We start from the raw sequence: 21,994 nt of genomic DNA, 5'->3' as shown, positions 1-21,994 counted from the left end.
TGAAATCTTAATTCCATCCTGTGGAAACATCCAATTGCGGCACCGGTGTGTCGGTGCTCTGTCCGGCGGCTCTTGACTGGCCCCGGATCGGCGGCGAGACTCCGTCAACAGAACGTTGAATTTCGCTCTGTGGAAGTAGATGGGGAGGTTCCGGCGTGTCCGACGACGTGGAACTGGTACTGCGCTCGACTCGCGTCATCACCCCCGGGGGGACGCGCGCCGCTTCGGTCGCCGTCGCCGCCGGGAAGATCGTCGCCGTACTGCCGCACGACGCCGAGGTACCGGCCGGCGCCCGGCTGGAGGACTTCGGCGACGACGTCCTGCTCCCCGGCCTGGTCGACACCCACGTGCACGTGAACGACCCGGGCCGCACCGAGTGGGAGGGGTTCTGGACGGCCACCCGCGCCGCCGCGGCCGGGGGCGTCACCACCATCCTCGACATGCCGCTGAACTCCCTGCCGCCGACCACCACGGTCGACAACCTCCGCGTCAAGCAGGAGGTCGCCCGTACCAAGGCGCACGTGGACGTCGGCTTCTGGGGCGGCGCCCTGCCCGACAACGTCAAGGACCTGGCGCCGCTGCACGACGCCGGAGTCTACGGGTTCAAGTGCTTCCTGTCGCCCTCCGGCGTGGACGAGTTCCCCGAGCTCGACCAGGAGCAGCTGGCCACCTCCCTCGCCGAGATCACCGGCTTCGGCGGCCTGATGATCGTGCACGCCGAGGACCCGCACCACCTGGACGCCGCCCCGGTCGTCCCCGGCCCCAAGTACGCCGACTTCCTGGCCTCCCGTCCGCGCGACGCCGAGAACACCGCGATCGGCAACCTGATCGCCCAGGCGAAGCGGCTGGACGCGCGCGTCCACGTATTGCACCTGTCCTCGTCCGACGCGCTGCCGCTGATCGCCGCCGCCAAGGCCGAGGGCGTCAGGATCACCGTCGAGTCCTGCCCGCACTACCTCACCCTGACGGCCGAGGAAGTGCCGGACGGCGCCAGCGAGTTCAAGTGCTGCCCGCCCATCCGTGAGGCCGCCAACCAGGACCTCCTGTGGGACGCGCTCGCCGACGGCACCATCGACTGCATCGTCTCCGACCACTCCCCGTCCACGGCGGACCTGAAGACCAGCGACTTCTCCACCGCCTGGGGCGGCATCTCCTCCCTCCAGCTGGGCCTGCCGGCGATCTGGACCGAGGCGCGTCGCCGCGGCCGGACCCTGGAGGACGTGGTCCGCTGGATGTCGGCGGCCCCGGCGAAGCTCGCGGGCCTCGCCCAGAAGGGGGCCATCGAGGCCGGCCGCGACGCCGACTTCGCCGTCCTGGCCCCTGAAGAAACGTTCACTGTGGTCCCGGCCGAACTGCACCACCGCAACCAGGTCACGGCGTACGCGGGCAAGACCCTGCACGGCGTCGTGAAGTCCACCTGGCTGCGCGGTACGCAGATCGCCGACCACGGCACCCCGACCGAGCCCACGGGCCTCCTCCTCGAAAGGCAGAACTGACCAGTGGCGATTGCATCCTTCACCGGCAACGCGAACCCGTACGGGGGCGGCGACCCGTACGCGGACTACCGCACCGCGGACTTCCCGTTCACCCAGTACGCGAACCTGGCCGCCCGTGAGCTGGGCGCCGGTGTCATCGCCGCCAACGACGAGTTCTTCGCCCAGCGCGAGAACCTGCTGATCTCCGAGGCCGCGCACTTCGACCCCGAGGACTTCGGCCACAAGGGCAAGGTCATGGACGGCTGGGAGACCCGCCGCCGCCGCGGCGTCTCGGCCACCCGGCCCTGGCCGACGCCCGAGGACCACGACTGGGCCCTCGTACGCCTGGGCGCCCCCGGCGTCATCCGCGGCATCGTCGTCGACACCGCCCACTTCCGCGGCAACATGCCGCAGGCCGTCTCGGTCGAGGCCACCAACTGGGAGGGCGCCCTCGCGCCGACCCCGGAGGAGCTCCAGGGCGACGCGGTGAAGTGGACGACCATCGTCCCGCGCACCCCGGTCGGCGGCCACGCGGCCAACGGCTTCGAGGTCACCGCCGAGCAGCGCTTCACGCACCTGCGCGTCAACCAGCACCCCGACGGCGGCATCGCCCGCCTGCGCGTCTACGGCGAGGTCCTGCCCGACCCGAAGTGGCTCGCGGCCCTCGGCTCCTTCGACGTGGTCGCGCTGGAGAACGGCGGCTCCGTCCAGGACGCCTCCAACCGCTTCTACTCCCCGCCGACCAACACCATCAACCCGGGCCGCTCCCGCAAGATGGACGACGGCTGGGAGACCGCCCGCCGCCGCGACAACGGCAACGACTGGATCCGCTACCAGCTGGTGGCCGACTCCGAGATCCGCGCCGTCGAGATCGACACCGCCTACCTCAAGGGCAACTCGGCCGGCTGGGCCTCGCTGTCCGTCAAGACGGGCGAGGAGGGCGAGTGGACGGAGTTCCTGCCGCGCACCCGCCTGCAGCCCGACACCAACCACCGCTTCGTCCTGGACACCCCGGCGGTCGGCACCCACGTGCGGATCGACATCTTCCCGGACGGCGGCTTCTCCCGCCTGCGCCTGTACGGCTCGCTGACGGAGGCCGGCGCGGCCGCGCTGACCGCTCGCCACCAGGAGCTGGGCGGCTGACGCCCTCCCCCTGACCGCCCCGGGGGCCGACACCCCCGGGGCGCGCACGGCCCGATGGGGCGCACCGCGACGGCGGCGCGCCCCATCGGCGCGTCCCGGTACGCGCGACGACCCCGGTACGCGCCGTGCCCCCCGGTACGCGCTACGCCGCGTGGCCGCCGTCCACCGCGAACTCGGCGCCCGTCACATAGGTGGCGTCCGGTCCCGCGAGGAAGGACACCAGACCCGCCACCTCCCGCGTGGTGCCGAAGCGCCCGAGGGCCGTCAGCGCGCTCTGGGCGGCGGCGTACGGGCCGTCCGCCGGGTTCATGTCGGTGTCCACCGGGCCCGGGTGCACGAGGTTCGCGGTGATGCCGCGCTCGCCGAGCTCCCGCGCCAGCGCCTTGTTCAGGCCGGTCAGCGCGGCCTTGCTCATCGCGTACAGGGTGCCGCCGGGGCCGGGGACCCGCGCGGCCATGCAGCTGCCGATCGTGACGATCCGGCCGCCGGAGCCCATCCGCGCCGCCGCGGCCTGGGTGGTCAGGAACACCCCGCGCACGTTGACCGCCAGCACCCGGTCCACATCGGCCAGGGTGAGGGCCTCCAGGGGGCCGAGTACGCCGATCCCCGCGTTGTTCACGAGGGCGTCGATCCGCCCCAGGCCCCGTACGGTCTCCTCCACGGCGGCGACCGCCTGCGCCGGGTCGCCCACGTCGGCCCGTACGGCCAGGGCCCGCCGGCCGAGCGCCTCGATCGCGCCGACGACCTCGGCAGCGTCCCGCTCGCCGCTGGCGTACGTGAGCGCGACATCGGCGCCGTCCTGCGCCAGCCGCAGGGCCGTGGCCGCCCCGATGCCCCGGCTGCCGCCGGTCACCAGGGCCACCACCGCGTCGTGGGTGCTCATGCTCTTCTCCTTCGATCGCACGGATGGTCCGAGAACTCGTTGTGCTTTCAATGAGATAGGGGGAGGAGGGCGGGCGCTGGCGGGAATCGGACCTCGCGTTCGTGCGCGCCGCGCCGATGAGTCCGGGGGTGGCCGGGAGTCTGAACCCGTACAGGGGGAACCCGTACGGGCGGAACCCGTGCACGGGACACCGGACGCAAGGAGCGCAGAGCCATGGGCAAGCTGACCCTGACCACCTTCGTGACCCTCGACGGCGTGATGCAGGCCCCCGGCGGGCCCGACGAGGACCCCGCCGGCGGGTTCGAGTACGGCGGCTGGCTGACCCCGTTCCACGACGAGGGCGTCCACGCGTTCACCACCGAGCTGTTCGACCGGGCCGGGGCCTTCCTGCTCGGGCGCCGCACGTACGACATCTTCGCCGGCTACTGGCCGAAGAGGACCGAGCCCACCGACCCGATCGCGAGCCGGCTCAACGGCCTGCCGAAGTACGTGGCCTCGACCACGCTCAGGAACCCCGCCTGGGCGGGGACCACCGTCATCGACGGGGAGCAGTTGCAGAGCGAGATCGTGCGGATCAAGGACGGGCTGGAGGAGCACCGGGAGCTCCAGGTGCACGGCAGCGGGCAGTTGGCCCAGTGGCTGCTCGCGCGGGACCTCGTGGACGAGCTGAACCTGGAGGTGTACCCCGTCGCCCTGGGCGCCGGGCGGCGGCTGTTCCCGACGGGCGGGCTGCCGACGGCCTACGAGCTGGTCGCCTCGCGCACGACGCCGAACGGGGCCGCCATCCTCACCTACCGCCCGACCGGCCGCGCCACCTTCGCCGCCTTCGGCTGATCCGGCGGAAGTACGGAACGCGTGACCGGAAATCGCCGGTTCCACTTCCAGGCGGTCGCATTAGTGTGACCGCATGCCACCACCGGACACGGACATCGGCCCCGGTCCCGGCCCCGGCCGCGGTCCCGGCCCGGGTCGCCGGGGGAGCCGTCACAGGTCCGGGAGCTCCGTCATCCGGACCGTACGCCGCTCCCGCCGCGACACCTCGCACGCCTCCGCGATCCGCAGCGCGGCCAGCGCCTCCCGGCCGTCGCACGGGTTGGGTCCCTCACCGCGCACCAGCCGGACGAAGGCGGCCAGCTCCGCCTCGTACGCGGGACCGAAGCGCTCCAGGAACCCCGCCCAGGGCTTGCTCGCCGGGGGCGGGCCGTGCGGTTCGGTCGAGGCGATCGGCGTACGGTCGTCCAGCCCGGAGGAGACCTGGTCGAGCTCCCCGGCCAGCTCCATCCGCACGTCGTACCCGGCGCCGTTGCACCGGGTGCCCGTACAGGTCGCCAGGGTCCCGTCGTCCAGGGTGAGGACGGCCGAGGCGGTGTCCACGTCGCCGAGCTCCCGGAAGACGGGCGGACCCGCGTCGGAGCCCGTCGCGTACACCTCGACCACCTCGTGCCCGGTCACCCAGCGGACCATGTCGAAGTCGTGCACCAGGCAGTCCCGGTACAGGCCCCCGGACGTCGCCAGGTACGCGGCGGGCGGCGGGGCCGGATCGGCGGTCATCGTCCGTACGGTGTGCAGCCGGCCCAGGGCCCCGGAGCGCACCAGCTCCCGCGCGGTGCGGCAGCCCGCGTCGAAGCGGCGCATGAAGCCCAGCTGGAGCACCGCGTCCGCGGCGGTCACCTCGCGCAGCACGGCCAGCGTGCGGGCCAGATCGGTGGCCAGGGGCTTCTCGCAGAAGACCGGCAGCCCGCCGCGGACGGCGCGCAGGACCAGCTCGGCGTGCCCGTCGGTGGCGCAGGCCACGACCAGGGCGTCCACGCCCCAGGTGAAGACCTGCTCCACCGTCGGCGCCGCGGTGGCGCCCAGCCGGTCGGCGAGGCGCGCCGCCCGCGCGGGATCGGCGTCGGCGAGCAGCAGCGAGCCGGCGTCCGGGTGGCGGGCCAGCGCCGCCGCGTGGAAGGAGCCGATCCGGCCCGTTCCGATCACCCCGATGCGCATGCAATCAACCTGACCCCCTCACCGGGGGCTGTCAATCCGCCCGACAGTACCCGTATGGCCCAGATGGGCTCGAAGGACCCGATGACCGCACATGGTCCACTGTGGCGGATACTGAGCGGCTGGAACCGTAATGACCGCTTTGGCAGCAGCGGACCGCACACAACGCAGGACGAGGGAAGGGCACGCAGACGTGGCTAGGGTTCGGACAGGGGTACGCGTCGTGGGCGCCGTGCTCGCGGCGGTACTGGGAGCCTCCCTCGTGGGCTGCAGCAGCACGGGCGGCAAGCGCGCCGAGGAGCGGGCGAAGGCGGCCCAGGCGGGCCGGCCCGCCGTGTCCACCCCGCGCTGGACCTTCGCGATGGTCACGCACGCGGGCGACGGCGACACCTTCTGGGACATCGTCCAGAAGGGCGCCAAGGAGGCCGCGGCCAAGGACAACATCAACTTCGTCTACGCCCACGACGACCAGGCCCAGCAGCAGGCCCAGTTCGTGCAGAACGCCATCGACCAGAAGGTCGACGGGATCGTGGTGAGCCTGGCCAAGCCCGAGGCGCTCAAGGACGTCATCGCCAAGGCGGTCAAGGCCGGCATCCCGGTGATCACGGTCAACTCCGGATCCGCCCAGTCCGCCGAGTACGGGGCCCTCACCCACATCGGCCAGGACGAGCAGATCGCCGGCGAGGCGGTCGGCAGCGAGCTGACCAAGCGCGGGAAGAAGAAGGCGGTCTGCGTCCTGCACGAGCAGGGCAACGTCGGCCACGAGCAGCGCTGCGCCGGGGCGAAGAAGACCTTCGGCGGGGTCATGGAGAACCTGTACGTCGAGGGCACCAACATGCCCTCCGTCCAGGCGGCCATCCAGGCGAAGCTCCAGGCCGATCCGTCCGTCGACGCGATCGTCACCCTCGGCGCCCCCTTCGCCCCGACGGCGGTCAAGGCGAAGGACGCGGCCGGCAGCAAGGCCGAGGTCGACACCTTCGACCTCAACGAGTCCGTCGCCCGCGACCTCAAGTCCGGCGCCCTCGGCTTCGCCGTCGACCAGCAGCCCTACCTCCAGGGCTACGAGGCCATCGACCTGCTCTGGCTGTACCGCTACAACGCGGACGTGCTCGGCGGCGGCCGCCCGGTGCTCACCGGACCGCAGATCGTCACGGCCGACGAGGCAGGCAAGCTGGAGGAGTTCATCAAGCGGGGCAGCCGATGAGCACGGCCACGGCCGTCGACGAACGGCTCGCCCCCACCTCCCTGGTCCGCAAACTGCTCGGCCGCCCCGAGCTCGGCGCGGTCGTCGGCGCGGCCGCCGTCTTCGTCTTCTTCTCCTTCGCGGCGCCGAGCTTCCTGCAGGCCTCCAGCCTCAGCACGATCCTGTACTCGGCCTCCACCATCGGGATCATGGCCTGCCCGGTGGCCCTGCTGATGATCGGCGGCGAGTTCGACCTCTCCGCCGGCGTCATGGTCACCACCTCGGCGCTGGTCAGCTCGATGTTCAGCTACCAGATGACCGCCAACGTGTGGGTGGGCGTCGGGGTGTCCCTGCTGGTCACCCTGGCCATCGGCTTCTTCAACGGGTTCATGCTGACCCGTACCAAGCTGCCCAGCTTCATCATCACGCTCGGCACCTTCCTGATGCTGACGGGCCTGAACCTCGGCTTCACCAAGCTGATCAGCGGCTCCGTCTCGACGAAGACCATCGCCGACATGGAGGGCTTCTCCTCCGCCCGCGCGCTCTTCGCCTCGCAGTGGAACGTCGGCTCCGTCACGCTCAAGGTCACCATCCTGTGGTGGCTGGCCCTGGTGGCCGTCGCCACCTGGATCCTGCTGCGCACCCGCGCCGGCAACTGGATCTTCGCGGTCGGCGGCGGGGCGGACGCGGCACGCGCGACCGGCGTCCCCGTGGTCAAGACCCGGATCGGCCTCTACATGGGCGTCGCCCTGTGCGCCTGGATCTCCGGCCAGCACATCCTCTTCTCGTTCGACGTGGTCCAGTCGGGCGAGGGCGTCGGCAACGAGTTCCTCTACATCATCGCGGCCGTCATCGGCGGCTGCCTGATGACCGGCGGCTACGGCTCCGCGATCGGCTCGGCCGTCGGAGCCTTCATCTTCGGCATGACCAGCAACGGCATCGTGTACGCCCAGTGGAACCCGGACTGGTTCAAGTTCTTCCTCGGCGCGATGCTCCTGCTGGCGACACTGCTCAACGCATGGGTCCGCAAGCGGGCGGAGGCGAAGTGACCACCGACAAGACCGCAGCCCTGGTGAAGCTGACCGACGTCAGCAAGTACTACGGCAACATCCGCGCGCTCCAGGGGGTCTCCCTGGAGGTGCACGCCGGCGAGATCACCTGCGTGCTGGGCGACAACGGAGCCGGCAAGTCCACCCTCATCAAGATCATCGCGGGCCTGCACCGGCACGACGCCGGCAGCTTCGAGATCGAGGGCGAGGAGACCGTGCTCGCCAACCCGCGCGCCGCCCTCGACCACGGCATCGCCACCGTCTACCAGGACCTGGCGGTCGTCCCCCTCATGCCCGTCTGGCGGAACTTCTTCCTCGGCTCCGAGCCCACCAAGGGCCGCGGCCCCCTGCGCCGCCTCGACGTGGAGTTCATGCGGAAGACCACGCGGGCCGAGCTGCTGCGCATGGGCATCGACCTGCGCGACGTCGACCAGCCGATCGGCACCCTGTCGGGCGGCGAGCGGCAGTGCGTGGCCATCGCCCGCGCCGTCTACTTCGGGGCCAAGGTCCTCGTCCTCGACGAGCCGACCGCCGCCCTCGGCGTCAAACAGTCCGGCGTGGTCCTCAAGTACGTCGCCGCGGCCCGTGACGCCGGCCTCGGCGTGGTCCTGATCACCCACAACCCGCACCACGCCCACCTGGTCGGCGACCGGTTCGTCCTGCTCAAGCGCGGCACAATGGCCGGCAGCCACACCCGCGACTCGATCACCCTGGACGAGCTCACCCGGCAGATGGCGGGCGGCTCCGAGCTGGACGAGCTGAGCCACGAACTGGAGCGGGTGGCAGAATCGGGACCGGACCATCCGTCCGGAGCAGCAGACACCGCGTCCGGCACCACCGCACCCTGAGGGACGACACGACTCGATGAGCACGTACCGGGACTTTGCGCTCGCCCACCGGGGGGCGGCGCGAGGCACCGTCCTGCGGACCATCGGGACCCGTGAGCGCCGGTCGCACCTGACCGCCCCGCGCGTCCCGACCGTAGGCATCGACATCGGCGGCACCAAGGTGATGGCCGGCGTCGTCGACGCCGACGGGATCATCCTGGAGAAGATCCGCACCGAGACCCCCGACAAGTCCAAGAGCCCCAAGGTCGTCGAGGACACCATCGTCGAGCTGGTCCTCGACCTGTCCGACCGGCACGACGTCCACGCCGTGGGCATCGGCGCGGCCGGCTGGGTCGACGCCGACCGCTCCCGGGTGCTCTTCGCACCCCACCTGGCCTGGCGCGACGAGCCGCTGCGCGACGCGCTCCAGTCCCGGCTCGCCGTCCCGGTCATGGTGGACAACGACGCCAACACCGCCGCCTGGGCGGAGTGGCGCTTCGGCGCCGGCCGCGGCGAGGACCACCTGGTCATGATCACGCTGGGTACCGGCATCGGCGGCGCGATCCTCGAAGGCGGCCAGGTCAAGCGCGGCCGCTTCGGGGTGGCCGGCGAGTTCGGCCACATGCAGGTCGTACCCGGCGGGCACCGCTGCCCCTGCGGCAACCGCGGCTGCTGGGAGCAGTACAGCTCCGGCAACGCCCTGGTCCGCGAGGCCCGCGAGCTGGCGGCCGCCGACTCGCCCGTCGCGCACGAGATCATCGCCCGGGTCGGCGGCAACGTCTCGGAGATCACCGGGCCGCTCATCACCGAGCTGGCCCGGGAGGGCGACGCCATGTGCGTCGAGCTCCTGGACGACATCGGCCAGTGGCTCGGCGTCGGCATCGCCAACCTCGCCGCCGCCCTCGACCCCTCCTGCTTCGTCATCGGCGGAGGCGTCAGCGCCGCCGACGACCTGCTGATCGGGCCCGCCCGGGACGCCTTCCGGCGCCACCTCACCGGGCGCGGCTACCGCCCCGAGGCCCGGATCGCCAAGGCCCAGCTGGGCCCCGAGGCCGGCATGGTCGGTGCCGCCGACCTGGCCCGGCTCGTCGCCCGCCGCTTCCGCCGCGCCACGCGCCGGCGCGTGGAGCGGTACGAGCGCTACGCGCAGTGGGGCCTGATCGACACCCCGGCCACCCTGGAGCGCAAGGCCGCCGGCCTCCGGGCCGAGGAGACGAAGCCCGCCGACCCCAAGCCCGCCGACCCCAGGCCCGCCGAGATCGAGCCCGTCGGGCCCGCCGAGACCGAGACGGCGGAGACCGGGGCCGGGGCGGCCGGGGCGGCGGACGCGAAGCCCGCCGGGACCGAGGACGGGGGCCCGCGGTGACACCGCCCTCCGTACCCCGCCAGGCCTCCGCCCCCGACGAGGGCGGCGCCCCGCCCCCGGCCGAGGACCGGCGGCACGTCGTCCGGCGCCGCTGGATCACCGCGATCATCATCCTGCTGCTGGTCGGCGTGCCCGCCGGCTACCTCGCCGTATCCGCCCAGCAGAGCCGCGAGAGCGGCCGGGACAAGGCCTCCAAGGTCGGCGCGACCAAGGTGCGGCCCGGCTGGCCCTCCAAGGTGCAGCGCAGCATCTACGAGGTGCCGATCCCGCCGAAGGCCTGGCGGGTCGGGTTCCTGGAGACCAACAACTGGCGCACCAGCCGGCTGTACGTGCAGTTCGCGGTCACCCCCGCCGACCTGGACTCCTTCCTCGCCGACCTCGGCACCAGCCGGGCAGAACTGACCCGCGAGGTCTCCATCAGCCCGCACGACGCCGCCGTCGCGGGGTGGAGCTGGGGCCCGGACAACGCCTGGTACGGCACCACCTTGGAGCAGCCGAACCCGCGCCCCACCCGGGACGTCACCGTCGACCTCACCGACCCGGCCAAGCCGAGGGTCTACGTGGTGTCAACGGCGACCCCGTAGGTGGCTAGCCTGCTGCCATGAAGCTCACCAAGCGGCTGCACTCCTGTGTCCAACTGGAGAAGGACGGGCGCGTGCTCGTCATCGACCCGGGCGCCTTCAGCGAGCCCGACGCCGGGCTCGGGGCGGACGCCCTGCTCGTCACGCACGAGCACCCCGACCACTTCGAGGAGGGCCGGCTGCGCGCGGCCCTCGACGCCAACCCGGCGGCCGCGCTCTGGACGCTGCGCAGCGTCGCGGAGCGGCTGGCCCCCGCCTATCCGGGCCGGGTGCACACCGTCGGCCACGGGGACGCCTTCAGCGCCGCCGGCTTCGAGGTCCAGGTCCACGGAGAGCTGCACGCGGTGATCCACCCGGACATCCCGCGGGTCACCAATGTCGGCTACCTCGTGGAGGGTTCGCTCTTCCACCCGGGAGACGCGCTGACGGTGCCCGAGGTGCCCGTGGACACCTTGATGCTCCCGGTGCACGCGCCCTGGAACAAGGTCGCCGAGGTGATCGACTACCTGCGCGAGGTCAAGCCGCGCCGGGCCATCGACATCCACGACGCCTACCTCTCGGACATCGCCCGGCCGATCTACGACGGCGCCCTGGCGGCCCTGGGCGGCACCGACCACGGGCGCCTCGCCGCCGGCGAGGCCGCCCAGCTGTGACTGTCGGTGCCGGGCGGTAGGTTGGACGGCATGCGTATCGCCACGTTCAACGTCAACTCGATCACCGCCCGGCTGCCCCGGCTGCTGGCCTGGCTGGAGAGCTCCGGCACCGATGTCGTGTGCGTCCAGGAGACCAAGTGCTCCGAGGCGCAGTTCCCGTACGAGCAGCTGCGCGAGCTGGGCTACGAGGCGGCCGTCAACGCCACCGGCAGGTGGAACGGGGTGGCCCTGATCTCCAAGGTCGGCCTGGAGGACGTGGTCCGGGGCCTGCCCGGCGGCCCCGAGTACGAGGGCGTCGAGGAGCCCCGGGCGATCTCCGCCACCTGCGGCGGGGTCCGCCTGTGGTCGGTGTACGTGCCGAACGGGCGGGAGGTCGAGCACGACCACTACGGCTACAAGCTGGACTGGTTCCGGGCGCTGACCGCCGCCGTCGCCGAAGACGCGGCCGGCCCGCGCCCGTTCGCGGTCCTCGGCGACTACAACGTGGCCCCGACCGACGAGGACGTGTACGACCCGGCGGTCTTCGCGGGCCTGACCCATGTGACCCCCGCCGAGCGCGCCGCCCTGGAGGCGCTGCGCGGCGCCGGGCTCTCCGACGTGGTGCCGCGCCCCCTCAAGTACGACCGGCCGTACACGTACTGGGACTATCGTCAGCTCGCCTTCCCCAAGAACCGGGGCATGCGCATCGACCTGGTCTACGGGAACGAGCCCTTCGCGAAGGCCGTCACCGATGCGTACGTCGACCGTGAGGAGCGCAAGGGCAAGGGTGCCTCGGACCACGCCCCGGTGGTCGTCGACCTCGCGCTGGACGCCTAGGTCGTGTCTTTCGGATCAGGGCGCCCCGGGCCCGCCGTGATCCGAAAGTCACGGCCTGGCCCCGGCCCGCCGGACGGATCCCGCGCGCCCTGTGGCCAGCGCGGGATCCCGGTGCCACGCTGGTCGGTATGAACATCCCCTTCCTGGACCACTGGCTGAACCGGCACGAAACGGAACGGGGTGCGGGGCTCGCGGCCGCCCTCGCGGACGACCCCGAGGGCGTCAACGAGTTGTTCTCGGAGTGCGAGGTGCTGCGCGTCCACGCGCGCGCGGCCGGGCTGGAACTCGACGAGAGTCCGGCCTCGTTGGAGGCCCTCGACCAGCTGATGCCCCGCTGGCGGCGGGACCCCGAGGTCGTGCCCTGGCTCGGCAACGACGCGGGCTTCTACCTCGGCACGGTGATCATCCGGACCAAGCTGGGCTCCGCCTGGCAGGTCTGGCCCAACGGCCAGCCGGTGATCCGCCTGGCCTCGGGCCGCGAGCTGAACGTGGTGGAGTCGGGGGTGTCCTGGGCGATGACCGGCTCCCCGGAGCTCTCCCAGGCGTACGCCGAAGCCTCCGAAGGCTGACCTGTTTGAGCTTTATGTCACCTTTAGGCGTGTCGAGGCGAAGTGCCCTTCCGTCGCTGGATAGTTTGCGCTGACCTCGACACTCCGACAGGTGGGCAGGGCAGCGTATGGCCGTCGATCCGTTGATCGAGCTGCGGGACGTCAACAAGCACTACGGGGCGTTGCACGTGCTCCAGGACATCAACCTCACCGTCGGCCGCGGGGAGGTGGTGGTGATCATCGGCCCGTCGGGCTCCGGGAAGTCGACCCTGTGCCGGACCATCAACCGCCTGGAGACCATCGAGTCGGGCACGATCCGGCTCGACGGCAAGCCGCTGCCCGACGAGGGGAAGGAGCTGGCGGCCCTGCGCGCCGACGTGGGCATGGTCTTCCAGTCCTTCAACCTCTTCGCGCACAAGACCGTCCTCGCCAACGTCTCGCTCGCCCAGGTCAAGGTCAGGAAGCGCAAGAAGGACGAGGCGGACAAGCGCTCCCGGGAGCTGCTCGGCCGCGTCGGCCTCGCCGACCAGGCTCCGAAGTACCCCGCCCAGCTCTCCGGCGGCCAGCAGCAGCGCGTCGCCATCGCCCGGGCCCTGGCGATGAACCCCAAGGCGCTGCTCTTCGACGAGCCCACCTCCGCCCTCGACCCGGAGATGATCAACGAGGTGCTGGAGGTCATGCGCCAACTCGCCGCCGACGGCATGACCATGGTCGTGGTCACCCACGAGATGGGCTTCGCCCGTTCCGCCGCCAACCGCGTCGTGTTCATGGCCGACGGCAGGATCGTCGAGGACCGCACGCCGGAGGAGTTCTTCACCGCCCCGGAGAGCGAGCGGGCCAGGGACTTCCTCTCCAAGATCCTCAAGCACTGAGGGGCGGGCCGATGAAGCGCACCCGCGGCGCGCGCCCGCGCAGCCGTCTCCGTCTCCGTCTCCTGCCGTTCCTGCTCCTCGCCCTGCTGGCCCTCCTCGCCGGCTGCGGCAAGGAGGGCAGCCCTCCGGTCAAGGGCCCGCAGCCCGAGGACCTGCCCGTCTACAAGGTCGCGACCGGCTTCCAGCTGCCGCAGTCCCCCACCTGGGAGCGGGCCAGGAAGCGCGGCAACCTGGTGGTCGGGGTCAAGGAGGACCAGCCGTACCTGGGGGAGAAGGACCCCGCGAGCGGGCGCTACTCCGGTTTCGACGTCGAGATCGCCAAGATGATGGCCGCCTCGCTCGGCTTCGACCCCAAGACGACCGAGTTCAAGACGATCGCCTCCGCCAACCGCGAGACGGCCCTCCAGAACGGCCAGATCGACTACTACGTCGGCACCTACACGATCAACGACAACCGCAAGAAGCAGGTCGGCTTCGCCGGCCCGTACTTCATGGCCGGCCAGTCCCTCCTCGTCCGCAAGGACGAGAAGGACATCAAGGGGCCGGGCGACCTCGCCGGCAAGAAGGTCTGCTCCGCCGCCGGATCCACCCCCTACCAGCGGCTGGCGCGCGAGTACCCGAAGGCCGTCCTCGTCGCCTACGACACCTACTCGGCCTGCGTGGACAACCTGCTGACCTACCAGGTCGACGCCGTCTCGACCGACGACTCCATCCTCCTCGGCTACGCGGCCAAGGTCCCCGAGGAGCTGAAGGTCGTGGGCGCGCCCTTCTCGAAGGAGCCCTACGGCATCGGCGTCCCGCGCGGCGACAACGCCCTGCGCTTCGCCCTCGACGACGCCCTGGAGGAGCAGGAGAGGAACGGGAACTGGAAGAAGGCCTACGAGGCCACGCTCGGCCTGTCCGGCGTCCCCGCCCCGCAACCGCCCGCCATCGACCGCTACCCGGCGAGCTGAGGGGAGAGCCCACCACCATGTACGTGCTCACGCAGAACTTCGCGCTCTACTGGAAGGGCTTTGTCGGAACCGTCGAGCTCACGGTCTACGCCTCGGTCCTCGCCCTGGTCCTCGGTTTCGTGATGGCCTCCTTCCGCGTCGCGCCCGTCGGCTCCTTCCGGGTCTTCGGCACGGTCTGGGTCACCGTGCTGCGCAACACCCCGCTCACGCTGCTCTTCTTCGCCGTGCTGCTGGGGCTGCCGCGCTTCGGTCTGGTCCTGCCCTTCCAGGTCTTCGCGGTCCTCGCCCTGGGCTGCTACACCTCGGCCTTCATCTGCGAGGCCCTGCGCTCGGGCATCAACACCGTGCCCAAGGGCCAGGGCGAGGCCTCGCGCAGCCTGGGCATGAGCTTCACCCAGACCCTGCGCTCGGTGATCCTGCCGCAGGCCTTCCGCTCCGTCATCCCGCCCATCGGCTCCACGCTGATCGCCCTCGCCAAGAACTCGGCGATCGCCGGCGCCTTCAGCGTCACCGAACTGCTGGGCACGTACAAGACCCTCAGCGAGCTGGGCTACAACATCATCTGGACCTTCGTCTGGATCGCCGTCGGCTACCTGATCATCACCTTGTCCATCAGCGCGCTCTTCAACGTGCTGGAGAAGCGCTGGGGGATCGCCCGATGACCGCGCACGCGCTCCACGGGGACACGGAGTCCACCGCCCTCTACGACCTGCCCGGCCCGCGGGCCCGGCGCCGCCACTTCCTCTACGGGATCGCCTCCACGGCGGTCATCCTCGCCCTGCTCGCCTGGATCCTCTACCTGCTCTTCGACACCGACCAGTTCACCGCCGCCAAGTGGAATCCCTTCACGTACAAGGGCATCCAGGAACTGCTCCTCAAGGGGCTGGGCAACACCCTCAAGGCCTTCCTGTACGCCTCGGTGTTCTCGCTCGTCCTCGGCGCGGTGCTCGCGACCGGGCGGCTCTCGGTGCACCGGCCGGTGCACTGGGCGGCCACGCTGTGCGTGGAGTTCTTCCGGGCCATGCCGGTGCTGGTGATGATCTTCTTCATCTTCGTCGCCCTGAAGGTCCAGCCGCTGCCGGCGCTGGTGGCGGGGCTGACCCTCTACAACGGCTCGGTGCTCGCCGAGGTCTTCCGTACCGGCATCAACTCCGTCGACCGGGGACAGCGCGAGGTGGCGTACGCGCTCGGCATGCGCAAGACCCAGGTCATGACCTTCGTCCTGGCCCCGCAGGCGGTCCGGGCGATGCTGCCCGCCATCATCAGCCAGCTCGTGGTGGCCCTGAAGGACACCTCGCTCGGCTACCTGATCACCTACGAGGAGTTCCTGCACGCGGGCAAGCTGATCGCCTCCAACCTCGACTACGACCTGCCGTTCATCCCCGTCGTCATGATCATCTCCCCGATCTACATCGGGATGTGCATGCTGCTCTCCTGGTTCGCCGGATGGGTGGCCCGGTTCGAGCGGCGCAGCCCGAAGACCGAGGCGGTCGCCGTCGTCGAACCCGACCCCGGAACGGTGCTGCCGGGCGACCCGCGGTAGCTCCGAAGAGCCGCCCCGCCCGGCAGCAGCCGCAGATCACTGCTCGCGCAGCGGTACCGAGACGTACGAGGGATCGGTGCGCGGTGAGGAGAAGGTCAGCTGCGCGCCGGAGGGGTTGTGCTCGATGTAGAGGGGATCGACGGTGTCGATCACGAGGGCGAGCCGGTGGCCCCGGGGCACGTCGTAGGCGGTCGAGAACAGCTCCAGGTCCACGCCGAAGGCCTGGCCCCGGGGCTTGCCGTGGAAGGTGTACGGGGCGTTGCTGACCAGCTTGCCGATGCCGAGCGGGCCGACGTCGTAGAGGTACGCGACGAACGTGCCGTCCGGGGCGGTGGGGGTGACGGTGGTGTGCAGCTTCACGGTGCCGCGGACGCGGCGGTCGGCCTCGTAGCGCGGGGACTGCCAGACCGCGGCGAAGGCGCGGGGCAGGAGCGGGACGGAGGCGGCCGGGGGAGCCTTGACGAACTGGTCGAGGATGCTGGACAGGAGGACGACGCCGCCGTCGGCGCCCGAGTCGACGCCCGTGAACAGGTGCTCGCTGTCGGAGAGCGGGAGCTTCTCGGTGCCGCCGGCGCCGACCGACTTCCAGTCGGCGTACCCCTCGTAGCCCCCGTCGCTGCGCGACTTGATCTGTACCGGGGCCTCGGTGTCCACGCCGTTGCGCTCGCCCTTGAGGTAGCGGTCGAACCAGCGGTGGGCGTTGGTCCAGGTGTCGTTCGGCAGCCCGAGCAGGCCGGTGCCCTCGGCGGTGGCGTGGTCGCCGGGGCGGAACTCCAGGCGCTTGGGGCCGGTGAGCTTCTCGTAGAAGGCCGCGTACTGGTTGGGCGGGAAGATGGAGTCGCCCCAGGCGTTGCCCAGCATGATCGCGGCGCCGTTGGCGTTGATCTCGTCGATCCGCTCGGCGGCCGAGCGCTGTCTGCCCCACTCGATCATCTGCGGTTCCCGGTCCAGCCGGGAGCCGAGGAAGTCGCCGAGGATCTGCTGGAGTTCGGGGCCCGGGCGGCCGGTCAGGTAGCCGGCGCCGCCGAGCAGGGCCGCGGCCTGGAGGTGCTGGGTGCGGCCCGAGTAGATCGACTCGATGATGTCGGCCCAGCCGCTGAGCGCGACCACGGCCTTGATCCGGGGATCGTGGGCGGAGGCCAGGAGGCCGATGCCCGCGCCGTACGACACCCCGCCCAGGCCGATGTGGTGCGCGTCGGCGGGGGTGTTGGCCAGTGCCCAGTCGATGACGGCGGAGACGTCGGCGGTGTCGGGCGGCCCGGCCACCTCGATCTGGCCGCCGGAGAGCCAGAACCCGCGTGAGGTGTAGCTGACGACGACGTAGCCGTCGTCGGCGAGCTTCTTGGCCTGGGCGATGTATTCGATCTGCGGCATGCCCCAGCTGGTGGGCAGCACGATGAGCGGGTACGTCCGCCCCGCCGGTGCGCCGGACGGGGTGAAGACGTTGCCCTTGAGGGTGATGCCGCCGGAGCCGGGGATGTCGTGGAAGCGGAGGTCGGACGAGGCCGACGATGCCGCCGCCGGGGCGGGGGCGGGTGCCGCCTGGGCCTGGTGGGGGGCCAGGCCCAGGGCGGTTGCCGCGAGTACGGCCGCCACGGCGGCCGCGGTGCTTCTGGTGGTGCGGGCGGTGCGGGCGGTGCGGACCATCGATCGCTCCTCGCGTGCGCCGGTGTCAAAGTGACCCGACGGTAACGGGAGGGGCTTACCGGAGGTAACCCGCCGGTAAGTTACGCGGTGGTAACGATTGAACGAGAGTCAAGTGCGCGGATCAGCCGTTCTGGGAAGCGCCGCCCGCGCCGCCGGCCAGGGCGCTCTTGGCCTTCCACTCGTCCCAGGACAGGTTCCACTCGCCGTAGCCGTTGCCGATGTCGGCCTTGCCCTTGGAGCCGTCGCCGGTGACCTCGACCAGGTCGCCCGGCTGGGTCTCGGCGAACAGGTCCTTCGCGTTGGCGTCGCTCATGCCGACGCAGCCGGAACTGGTGTTGGCCCGGCCGAAGTTGCCCGAATTCCACGGCGCGGCGTGGATGTACATGCCCGACCAGGTCACCCGCATCGAGTAGTCGACCATCTTGTCGTAGGAGTCGCCCAGGCCCACCGTCTGGGAGTCCATCCGGATGGTGCCCTCCTTGGCCATCAGCACCATCTTCCCGGACCAGGAGGCCTTCTGGCCGCCGGGCGTGCCCGCCGAGACCGGGATGGTCTTCACCGTCTGGCCGTCCTCGGTCACCGTCATCTTGTGGGTGTCGAGGTTCACCTGGAGCCGGCGGTCCTTGCCTATCTTGAACTCGGTGTTGTAGTCCTTGACGAACATCCCGCCGCCCTGGCCCGAGTCCACCCCGTTGAGGTTCATCTCGACCTTCACGTCGGTACCGGACTTCCAGTACTCCTTCGGCCGCCAGTCCACCCGGTCGTTCCCGCTGTAGTCCTTGAACCAGCCCCAGGAGCCCTCGGTGTTGTTCGAGGTGGTGACCTTCAGGTGCTTCTCGACCTCGGCCTTGTTCTTCACCGGGTTGTCGAAGACGATCGAGACCGGCTGGGCGATGCCCACCACCGGAGTGGCCTTGCCCGGGTTGATCGTGACCTTGTTCACCTTGTCCGCGGCGACCGTCTTGAACTGGGCGCTCGCGCTCTGGCTGTCGGTGTTCTGCGCCTCGACCTTGTAGTCCGTGCCCGGCGAGGCGTTGCGCTCGGAGGTCCACGACTTGCCGTCGTCGGCTATCTTCCCGGGCAGCTCGCCGCCCTTGCCGTCGGACACCTTCACCGTGGCCAGCTTCCCCTCCGTGAGGGTCACCTTCACCGGCTCGCCGGGCTTGGCCTGGTCGCCCGTGAGGTTCACGGATATCGCCATGTCCGGCTTCTTCTTGGCGTCCGCCGTGCCGGAGGCCTTCGCGTCACCGCCCGAGCCGCCCCCGCAGGCGGTCAGCGCGGCGGCCATGAGTGCGGTCCCGGCCAGCATGGCGTGGCGACTGCGTGCGGTACGGCGTGTGCGGCTCAACGAAACCCCTCCAAGTAATGATCGTTCGCAAATGGAGATGCGGACGGCACGACTTTAGGTTGCACAAACCGCCGAAAAGATCTGACTTTCTCTTGTGACGTGGACCGCAGCGAAACGGTCATCGTCCGGTCACAATCGCCGCGCACACCGGTCATGGACTCCTGTGAGAGTCCTGTGCGTCCCGCATCACCGGACGTACAGGAAGGCCGATTTGCCGTGTGCGCACTGCTCGTGAACCCCTCCCAGCGGAACCAGACCCCGGAGCGGGAGCTGAGTGTGCGTCCGATGTCGGTGGCGGAATACCAGGGTTTCCTTTTCCGGAACCGGAACGCGAGCTTTCTGCAGTACCCGTCCTGGGCCGAGGTAAAGGACCTCTGGCGCTCGGAAAGGGTCGGATGGCACTACCCGGACGGGCAGATCGCCGGTGCCGGGCTGGTCCTCTACCGCCAATTCCCCGGCACCCGCAAATACTTCGCCTACCTCCCCGAGGGCCCGGTCGCCGACTGGTCCGACCCGCACATCGACCGGTGGCTGGACCCCCTCAAGCGCCACCTGCGCGCGGCCGGCGCCTTCGCCGTCCGGATGGGCCCCACCCCCGCCTACCGCCGCTGGGACGCCGCCGCCGTCAAGGCCGCCACCGGAGCGGGCCGGCAGATATCCGACGTACTCGCCACCGAGGTCGACCCGGTCGGCGCCGCCCTCGCCGACCGGCTGCGCACCCGCGGCTGGAAGCGCTGCGGCGGCGAGGACGACGGCGACGCCCAGCCCCGCCACGTCTTCCGCGTACCGCTCGCCGGCCGCACCCTCGAAGACCTCTGGTCCGGCCTCAACCAGGAGTGGCGCCGCAACGTCCGCAAGGCCGAGAAGGCCGGGGTGCAGATCGTCCTCGGCTCCGCCGCCGACCTGCCCGAGTTCTACCGGCTGCTGCGCATCACCGAGGAGCGCGACGGTTTCCGCCTCGGCCGCTCGCTCGCGTACTACCAGCAGCAGTTCGAGGCCCTCAACGCCGAGGCGTCCGGCCGGATGCGCCTCTACCTCGGCGTCCACGAGGGCGAGATCCTCGCCGCGCACACCATGATCGTGGCCGGGAAGCGGGTCTGGTACCAGACCGGAGCCTCCGCCGACCACCGCCGCGAGGTCCGCCCCAGCAACGCCCTCCAGTGGCACATGATGTGCGACGCCCACGACTTGGGCGCCGACGAGTACGACATGCGCGGGGTACCCTCCACCCTTGACCCCGACGAACGTTCTTTCGGGTTGCTGCGCTGGAAGCTCGGCACCGGCGGGCAGGTCGTCGAAACCCTCGGCGAGTGGGAGACCCCCATGGACGGATACGCCAACACGGCGCTGTACAAGGCCTTCCAGGCCTACCTGGCCCGCCGGTGACCAGCACCGACACCAGAGCGGCCACCGGCCCCTCCGCCGACGGCGCGGCGGGCGAAGGCGGGGCGGCGGGCGCGGCCGACGCGGCCGGCGCTTCACCGGGGAAGAGCTCGGTGCTGCGCAGCGGCGCGCTCATGGCGGCCGGCTCGATCGTCTCCCGCGCCACCGGATTCGTCCGCTCCGCCGTCGTCGTCGCCGCGCTCGGCACCGGCCTGCTCGGGGACAGCTACGCCGTCTCCAACACCGTCCCGAACATCCTGTACATGCTGCTCATCGGCGGCGCCCTCAACGCGGTCTTCGTCCCCGAGCTGGTCCGGGCCGCCAAGGAGCACCGCGACGGCGGGGCCGCCTACACCGACCGGCTGCTGACCGCCTGCACCGCGGCGCTCCTCGTCCTGACCGCCGCCGCCGTGCTCGCCGCGCCGCTGATCGTCGCCGCGTACACCCCGTACACCGGCAGCCAGGCGAGCACCACGGTCGCGCTGGCCCGGTACTGCCTGCCGCAGATCCTCTTCTACGGGCTGTTCACCCTGCTCGGCCAGGTGCTCAACGCCCGCGGCCGGTTCGGCGCGATGATGTGGACCCCGGTCCTCAACAACTTCGTCATCATCGGCGTCTTCGGGCTCTTCGTCCACCTCTCCCACGGCGCCCCGGACGGCCTGACCGCCGGCGAGACCCGCCTCCTGGGCCTCGGCACCACCGCCGGCATCGTCATCCAGGCCCTCGCGCTCGTCCCCTCGCTGCGCGCCGCCCGCTTCCGCTGGCGCCCCCGCTTCGACTGGCGCGGCCAGGGCCTCGCCCGCCCGCTGCGCAACGCCGGCTGGCTGGTCATGCTCGTGCTCACCAACCAGATCGGCTACTGGGTCGTCACCCGGCTCTCCACCGCCACCGGGCACCGGGCCGTGGAGGCCGGCCTCGTCGGCGGCGCCGGATACACCGCCTACAGCAACGCCTACCAGCTGTGGATCGTCCCGCAGGGCATCATCACCGTCTCCCTCGTGACCGCCCTGATGCCCCGGATGAGTTCCGCGGCCTCCGACGGCGACCTCGGCGCGGTCCGCCGGGACGTGTCGTACGCGCTGCGCTCCAGCGCCGCCCTCGTCGTCCCCGCCGCCGCGCTCTTCGCGGCGCTCGCCCCCTGGGTGATGGGCAGCGTCTTCGGGTACGGGCGCACCGGCGCCGCCGACACCGAGGTCATGGCCGGGATGCTGATGGCCTTCGCGCCCGGTCTGATCGCCTTCTCCGGACAGTACGTCCTCTCGCGCGCCTTCTACGCCCTCTCCGACACCCGGACCCCGTTCTTCCTGAACCTCGTCATCGCCGCCCTGAACGCCGGGCTGTCCGCAGCCGCCTACCTGCTGCTGCCCCCGCGCTGGGCGGTCACCGGCATGGCCGGCGCCTACTCCGTCGCCCTGTTCGCGGGCCTCGCCGTCACCGCGTACACCCTCGCCCGGCGCCTCGGCCCGCGCACCGGGACCCGTACGCAGCGCCGCGCCACCGCCGTCCGCACCCACCTGCGGCTGCTGACCGCCTGCCTGCCCGGGGCCGCCGCCGCCTACGCGGCCGCCCGGGCCGCCGACGGCCTCGGCGACTTCGCCGCCCTCGGCGCGGGAACCGCGGCGCTCGCACTCGTCGTCGTCCTCCTCGCCAGGCCGCTCGGCCTCACGGAAATCACCGGCCTGCTGGACTCCCTGCGGCGCAAGGCCGGCCGGTAGCGGAGAACGGGCCTTCGAACCAC

The 21,994-nt window shown here is 71.3% G+C and carries 20 protein-coding genes and 1 pseudogene; 17 read left to right on the top strand and 4 right to left on the bottom strand.

Going from position 1 to position 21,994, the window contains the following annotated elements; translation table 11 throughout:
* Positions 1-155 precede the first annotated feature (155 nt).
* Together allB and alc are read left to right on the top strand one after the other, a co-directional pair.
* Entirely contained in the window at positions 156-1,496 is a 1,341-nt protein-coding gene (gene allB, locus CP980_RS06735) for an allantoinase AllB (protein ID WP_132759380.1), read from the top strand.
* Between the two features lie 3 nt (positions 1,497-1,499).
* On the top strand, positions 1,500-2,618 hold the full coding sequence (alc, locus tag CP980_RS06730; RefSeq protein WP_150493012.1) for an allantoicase: 1,119 nt from the start codon (positions 1,500-1,502) through the stop codon (positions 2,616-2,618).
* A gap of 142 nt (positions 2,619-2,760) precedes the next feature.
* On the opposite strand, the gene CP980_RS06725 is transcribed toward alc, so the two are convergent.
* Positions 2,761-3,501 carry a 3-oxoacyl-ACP reductase family protein gene (locus CP980_RS06725; RefSeq protein ID WP_150493010.1) on the bottom strand — a complete coding sequence of 247 codons (741 nt, stop codon included), beginning with the start codon at positions 3,499-3,501 and terminating at the stop codon, positions 2,761-2,763.
* A 213-nt stretch (positions 3,502-3,714) separates the two neighbouring features.
* Here CP980_RS06725 and CP980_RS06720 point away from each other — a divergent pair, with 213 nt between their 5' ends.
* On the top strand, positions 3,715-4,335 hold the full coding sequence (locus tag CP980_RS06720) for a dihydrofolate reductase family protein (RefSeq protein ID WP_132759383.1): 621 nt from the start codon (positions 3,715-3,717) through the stop codon (positions 4,333-4,335).
* Positions 4,336-4,485: 150 nt separating this feature from the next.
* On the opposite strand, the gene CP980_RS06715 is transcribed toward CP980_RS06720, so the two are convergent.
* Entirely contained in the window at positions 4,486-5,490 is a 1,005-nt protein-coding gene (locus CP980_RS06715; RefSeq protein ID WP_150493008.1) for a Gfo/Idh/MocA family protein, read from the bottom strand.
* A 190-nt stretch (positions 5,491-5,680) separates the two neighbouring features.
* Here CP980_RS06715 and CP980_RS06710 point away from each other — a divergent pair, with 190 nt between their 5' ends.
* The 12 genes and pseudogenes from CP980_RS06710 (at position 5,681) to CP980_RS06655 (ending at position 15,878) form a co-directional block, all read left to right on the top strand.
* Complete coding sequence (locus CP980_RS06710; protein ID WP_132759385.1) at positions 5,681-6,691, top strand: sugar ABC transporter substrate-binding protein; 1,011 nt, start codon at positions 5,681-5,683, stop codon at positions 6,689-6,691.
* Entirely contained in the window at positions 6,688-7,719 is a 1,032-nt protein-coding gene (locus tag CP980_RS06705; protein WP_132759386.1) for an ABC transporter permease, read from the top strand. The genes CP980_RS06710 and CP980_RS06705 overlap by 4 nt, the downstream gene beginning before the upstream one ends.
* Positions 7,689-8,567 carry an ATP-binding cassette domain-containing protein gene (locus CP980_RS06700; protein ID WP_132759387.1) on the top strand — a complete coding sequence of 293 codons (879 nt, stop codon included), beginning with the start codon at positions 7,689-7,691 and terminating at the stop codon, positions 8,565-8,567. The genes CP980_RS06705 and CP980_RS06700 overlap by 31 nt, the downstream gene beginning before the upstream one ends.
* A 16-nt stretch (positions 8,568-8,583) precedes the next feature.
* A pseudogene (locus CP980_RS06695) lies at positions 8,584-9,759 on the top strand (ROK family glucokinase); the annotation flags it as partial.
* Between the two features lie 149 nt (positions 9,760-9,908).
* Positions 9,909-10,496 carry a hypothetical protein gene (locus CP980_RS06690; protein WP_132759388.1) on the top strand — a complete coding sequence of 196 codons (588 nt, stop codon included), beginning with the start codon at positions 9,909-9,911 and terminating at the stop codon, positions 10,494-10,496.
* Positions 10,497-10,513: 17 nt separating this feature from the next.
* Positions 10,514-11,146 (top strand): MBL fold metallo-hydrolase, encoded by a 633-nt coding sequence (locus tag CP980_RS06685; RefSeq protein ID WP_123511876.1) that lies wholly within the window; start codon positions 10,514-10,516, stop codon positions 11,144-11,146.
* A gap of 30 nt (positions 11,147-11,176) precedes the next feature.
* The gene (locus tag CP980_RS06680) at positions 11,177-11,962 is read left to right on the top strand and encodes an exodeoxyribonuclease III (protein ID WP_132759389.1); all 786 of its coding nucleotides are present in this window, start codon (positions 11,177-11,179) and stop codon (positions 11,960-11,962) included.
* A 128-nt stretch (positions 11,963-12,090) separates the two neighbouring features.
* Positions 12,091-12,531, top strand: coding sequence for a DUF6278 family protein (locus tag CP980_RS06675; RefSeq protein WP_132759390.1), 441 nt, complete (start codon positions 12,091-12,093; stop codon positions 12,529-12,531).
* Positions 12,532-12,638: 107 nt separating this feature from the next.
* Complete coding sequence (locus tag CP980_RS06670) at positions 12,639-13,382, top strand: amino acid ABC transporter ATP-binding protein (protein WP_030858240.1); 744 nt, start codon at positions 12,639-12,641, stop codon at positions 13,380-13,382.
* A gap of 11 nt (positions 13,383-13,393) precedes the next feature.
* Positions 13,394-14,335, top strand: coding sequence for a glutamate ABC transporter substrate-binding protein (locus CP980_RS06665; protein WP_150493006.1), 942 nt, complete (start codon positions 13,394-13,396; stop codon positions 14,333-14,335).
* A gap of 17 nt (positions 14,336-14,352) precedes the next feature.
* Positions 14,353-14,997, top strand: a complete 645-nt coding sequence (locus CP980_RS06660; RefSeq protein WP_150493004.1) for an amino acid ABC transporter permease — start codon at positions 14,353-14,355, stop codon at positions 14,995-14,997.
* Positions 14,994-15,878 carry an amino acid ABC transporter permease gene (locus CP980_RS06655; protein WP_132759393.1) on the top strand — a complete coding sequence of 295 codons (885 nt, stop codon included), beginning with the start codon at positions 14,994-14,996 and terminating at the stop codon, positions 15,876-15,878. Before CP980_RS06660 ends, CP980_RS06655 begins: the two co-directional genes overlap by 4 nt.
* 36 nt (positions 15,879-15,914) lie before the next feature.
* Here CP980_RS06655 and CP980_RS06650 read toward each other — a convergent pair whose 3' ends face one another.
* A complete protein-coding gene (locus tag CP980_RS06650; protein ID WP_150493002.1) occupies positions 15,915-17,525 on the bottom strand; it encodes a CocE/NonD family hydrolase in 1,611 nt (536 codons plus the stop codon).
* A 121-nt stretch (positions 17,526-17,646) separates the two neighbouring features.
* Positions 17,647-18,834, bottom strand: coding sequence for a L,D-transpeptidase (locus CP980_RS06645; protein WP_132759564.1), 1,188 nt, complete (start codon positions 18,832-18,834; stop codon positions 17,647-17,649).
* A 324-nt stretch (positions 18,835-19,158) separates the two neighbouring features.
* Here CP980_RS06645 and CP980_RS06640 point away from each other — a divergent pair, with 324 nt between their 5' ends.
* Together CP980_RS06640 and murJ are read left to right on the top strand one after the other, a co-directional pair.
* Positions 19,159-20,259 (top strand): lipid II:glycine glycyltransferase FemX, encoded by a 1,101-nt coding sequence (locus CP980_RS06640; protein WP_150493000.1) that lies wholly within the window; start codon positions 19,159-19,161, stop codon positions 20,257-20,259.
* A complete protein-coding gene (murJ, locus tag CP980_RS06635; protein ID WP_373312769.1) occupies positions 20,256-21,971 on the top strand; it encodes a murein biosynthesis integral membrane protein MurJ in 1,716 nt (571 codons plus the stop codon). The genes CP980_RS06640 and murJ overlap by 4 nt, the downstream gene beginning before the upstream one ends.
* Positions 21,972-21,994: the final 23 nt, after the last annotated feature.

The organism is Streptomyces vinaceus (genome assembly GCF_008704935.1).
Taxonomy (GTDB): Bacteria; Actinomycetota; Actinomycetes; order Streptomycetales; family Streptomycetaceae; genus Streptomyces; species Streptomyces vinaceus.
The sequence above is the reverse complement of the archived record's forward strand: the minus strand, read 5'-3'. Positions and strand labels throughout refer to the sequence as shown.

What these genes read in the sequence shown, in the direction of transcription:
- CP980_RS06660 (WP_150493004.1), top strand. Translation starts at nt 14,353, where the DNA reads ATGTACGTGCTCACGCAGAACTTCGCGCTCTACTGGAAGGGCTTTGTC.
- CP980_RS06715 (WP_150493008.1), bottom strand. Translation starts at nt 5,490, where the DNA reads ATGCGCATCGGGGTGATCGGAACGGGCCGGATCGGCTCCTTCCACGCG.
- CP980_RS06650 (WP_150493002.1), bottom strand. Translation starts at nt 17,525, where the DNA reads ATGGTCCGCACCGCCCGCACCGCCCGCACCACCAGAAGCACCGCGGCC.
- CP980_RS06640 (WP_150493000.1), top strand. Translation starts at nt 19,159, where the DNA reads ATGTCGGTGGCGGAATACCAGGGTTTCCTTTTCCGGAACCGGAACGCG.
- CP980_RS06655 (WP_132759393.1), top strand. Translation starts at nt 14,994, where the DNA reads ATGACCGCGCACGCGCTCCACGGGGACACGGAGTCCACCGCCCTCTAC.
- CP980_RS06705 (WP_132759386.1), top strand. Translation starts at nt 6,688, where the DNA reads ATGAGCACGGCCACGGCCGTCGACGAACGGCTCGCCCCCACCTCCCTG.
- CP980_RS06675 (WP_132759390.1), top strand. Translation starts at nt 12,091, where the DNA reads ATGAACATCCCCTTCCTGGACCACTGGCTGAACCGGCACGAAACGGAA.
- CP980_RS06670 (WP_030858240.1), top strand. Translation starts at nt 12,639, where the DNA reads ATGGCCGTCGATCCGTTGATCGAGCTGCGGGACGTCAACAAGCACTAC.
- CP980_RS06685 (WP_123511876.1), top strand. Translation starts at nt 10,514, where the DNA reads ATGAAGCTCACCAAGCGGCTGCACTCCTGTGTCCAACTGGAGAAGGAC.
- CP980_RS06665 (WP_150493006.1), top strand. Translation starts at nt 13,394, where the DNA reads ATGAAGCGCACCCGCGGCGCGCGCCCGCGCAGCCGTCTCCGTCTCCGT.
- CP980_RS06700 (WP_132759387.1), top strand. Translation starts at nt 7,689, where the DNA reads ATGGGTCCGCAAGCGGGCGGAGGCGAAGTGACCACCGACAAGACCGCA.
- CP980_RS06680 (WP_132759389.1), top strand. Translation starts at nt 11,177, where the DNA reads ATGCGTATCGCCACGTTCAACGTCAACTCGATCACCGCCCGGCTGCCC.
- CP980_RS06720 (WP_132759383.1), top strand. Translation starts at nt 3,715, where the DNA reads ATGGGCAAGCTGACCCTGACCACCTTCGTGACCCTCGACGGCGTGATG.
- CP980_RS06725 (WP_150493010.1), bottom strand. Translation starts at nt 3,501, where the DNA reads ATGAGCACCCACGACGCGGTGGTGGCCCTGGTGACCGGCGGCAGCCGG.
- CP980_RS06645 (WP_132759564.1), bottom strand. Translation starts at nt 18,834, where the DNA reads ATGCTGGCCGGGACCGCACTCATGGCCGCCGCGCTGACCGCCTGCGGG.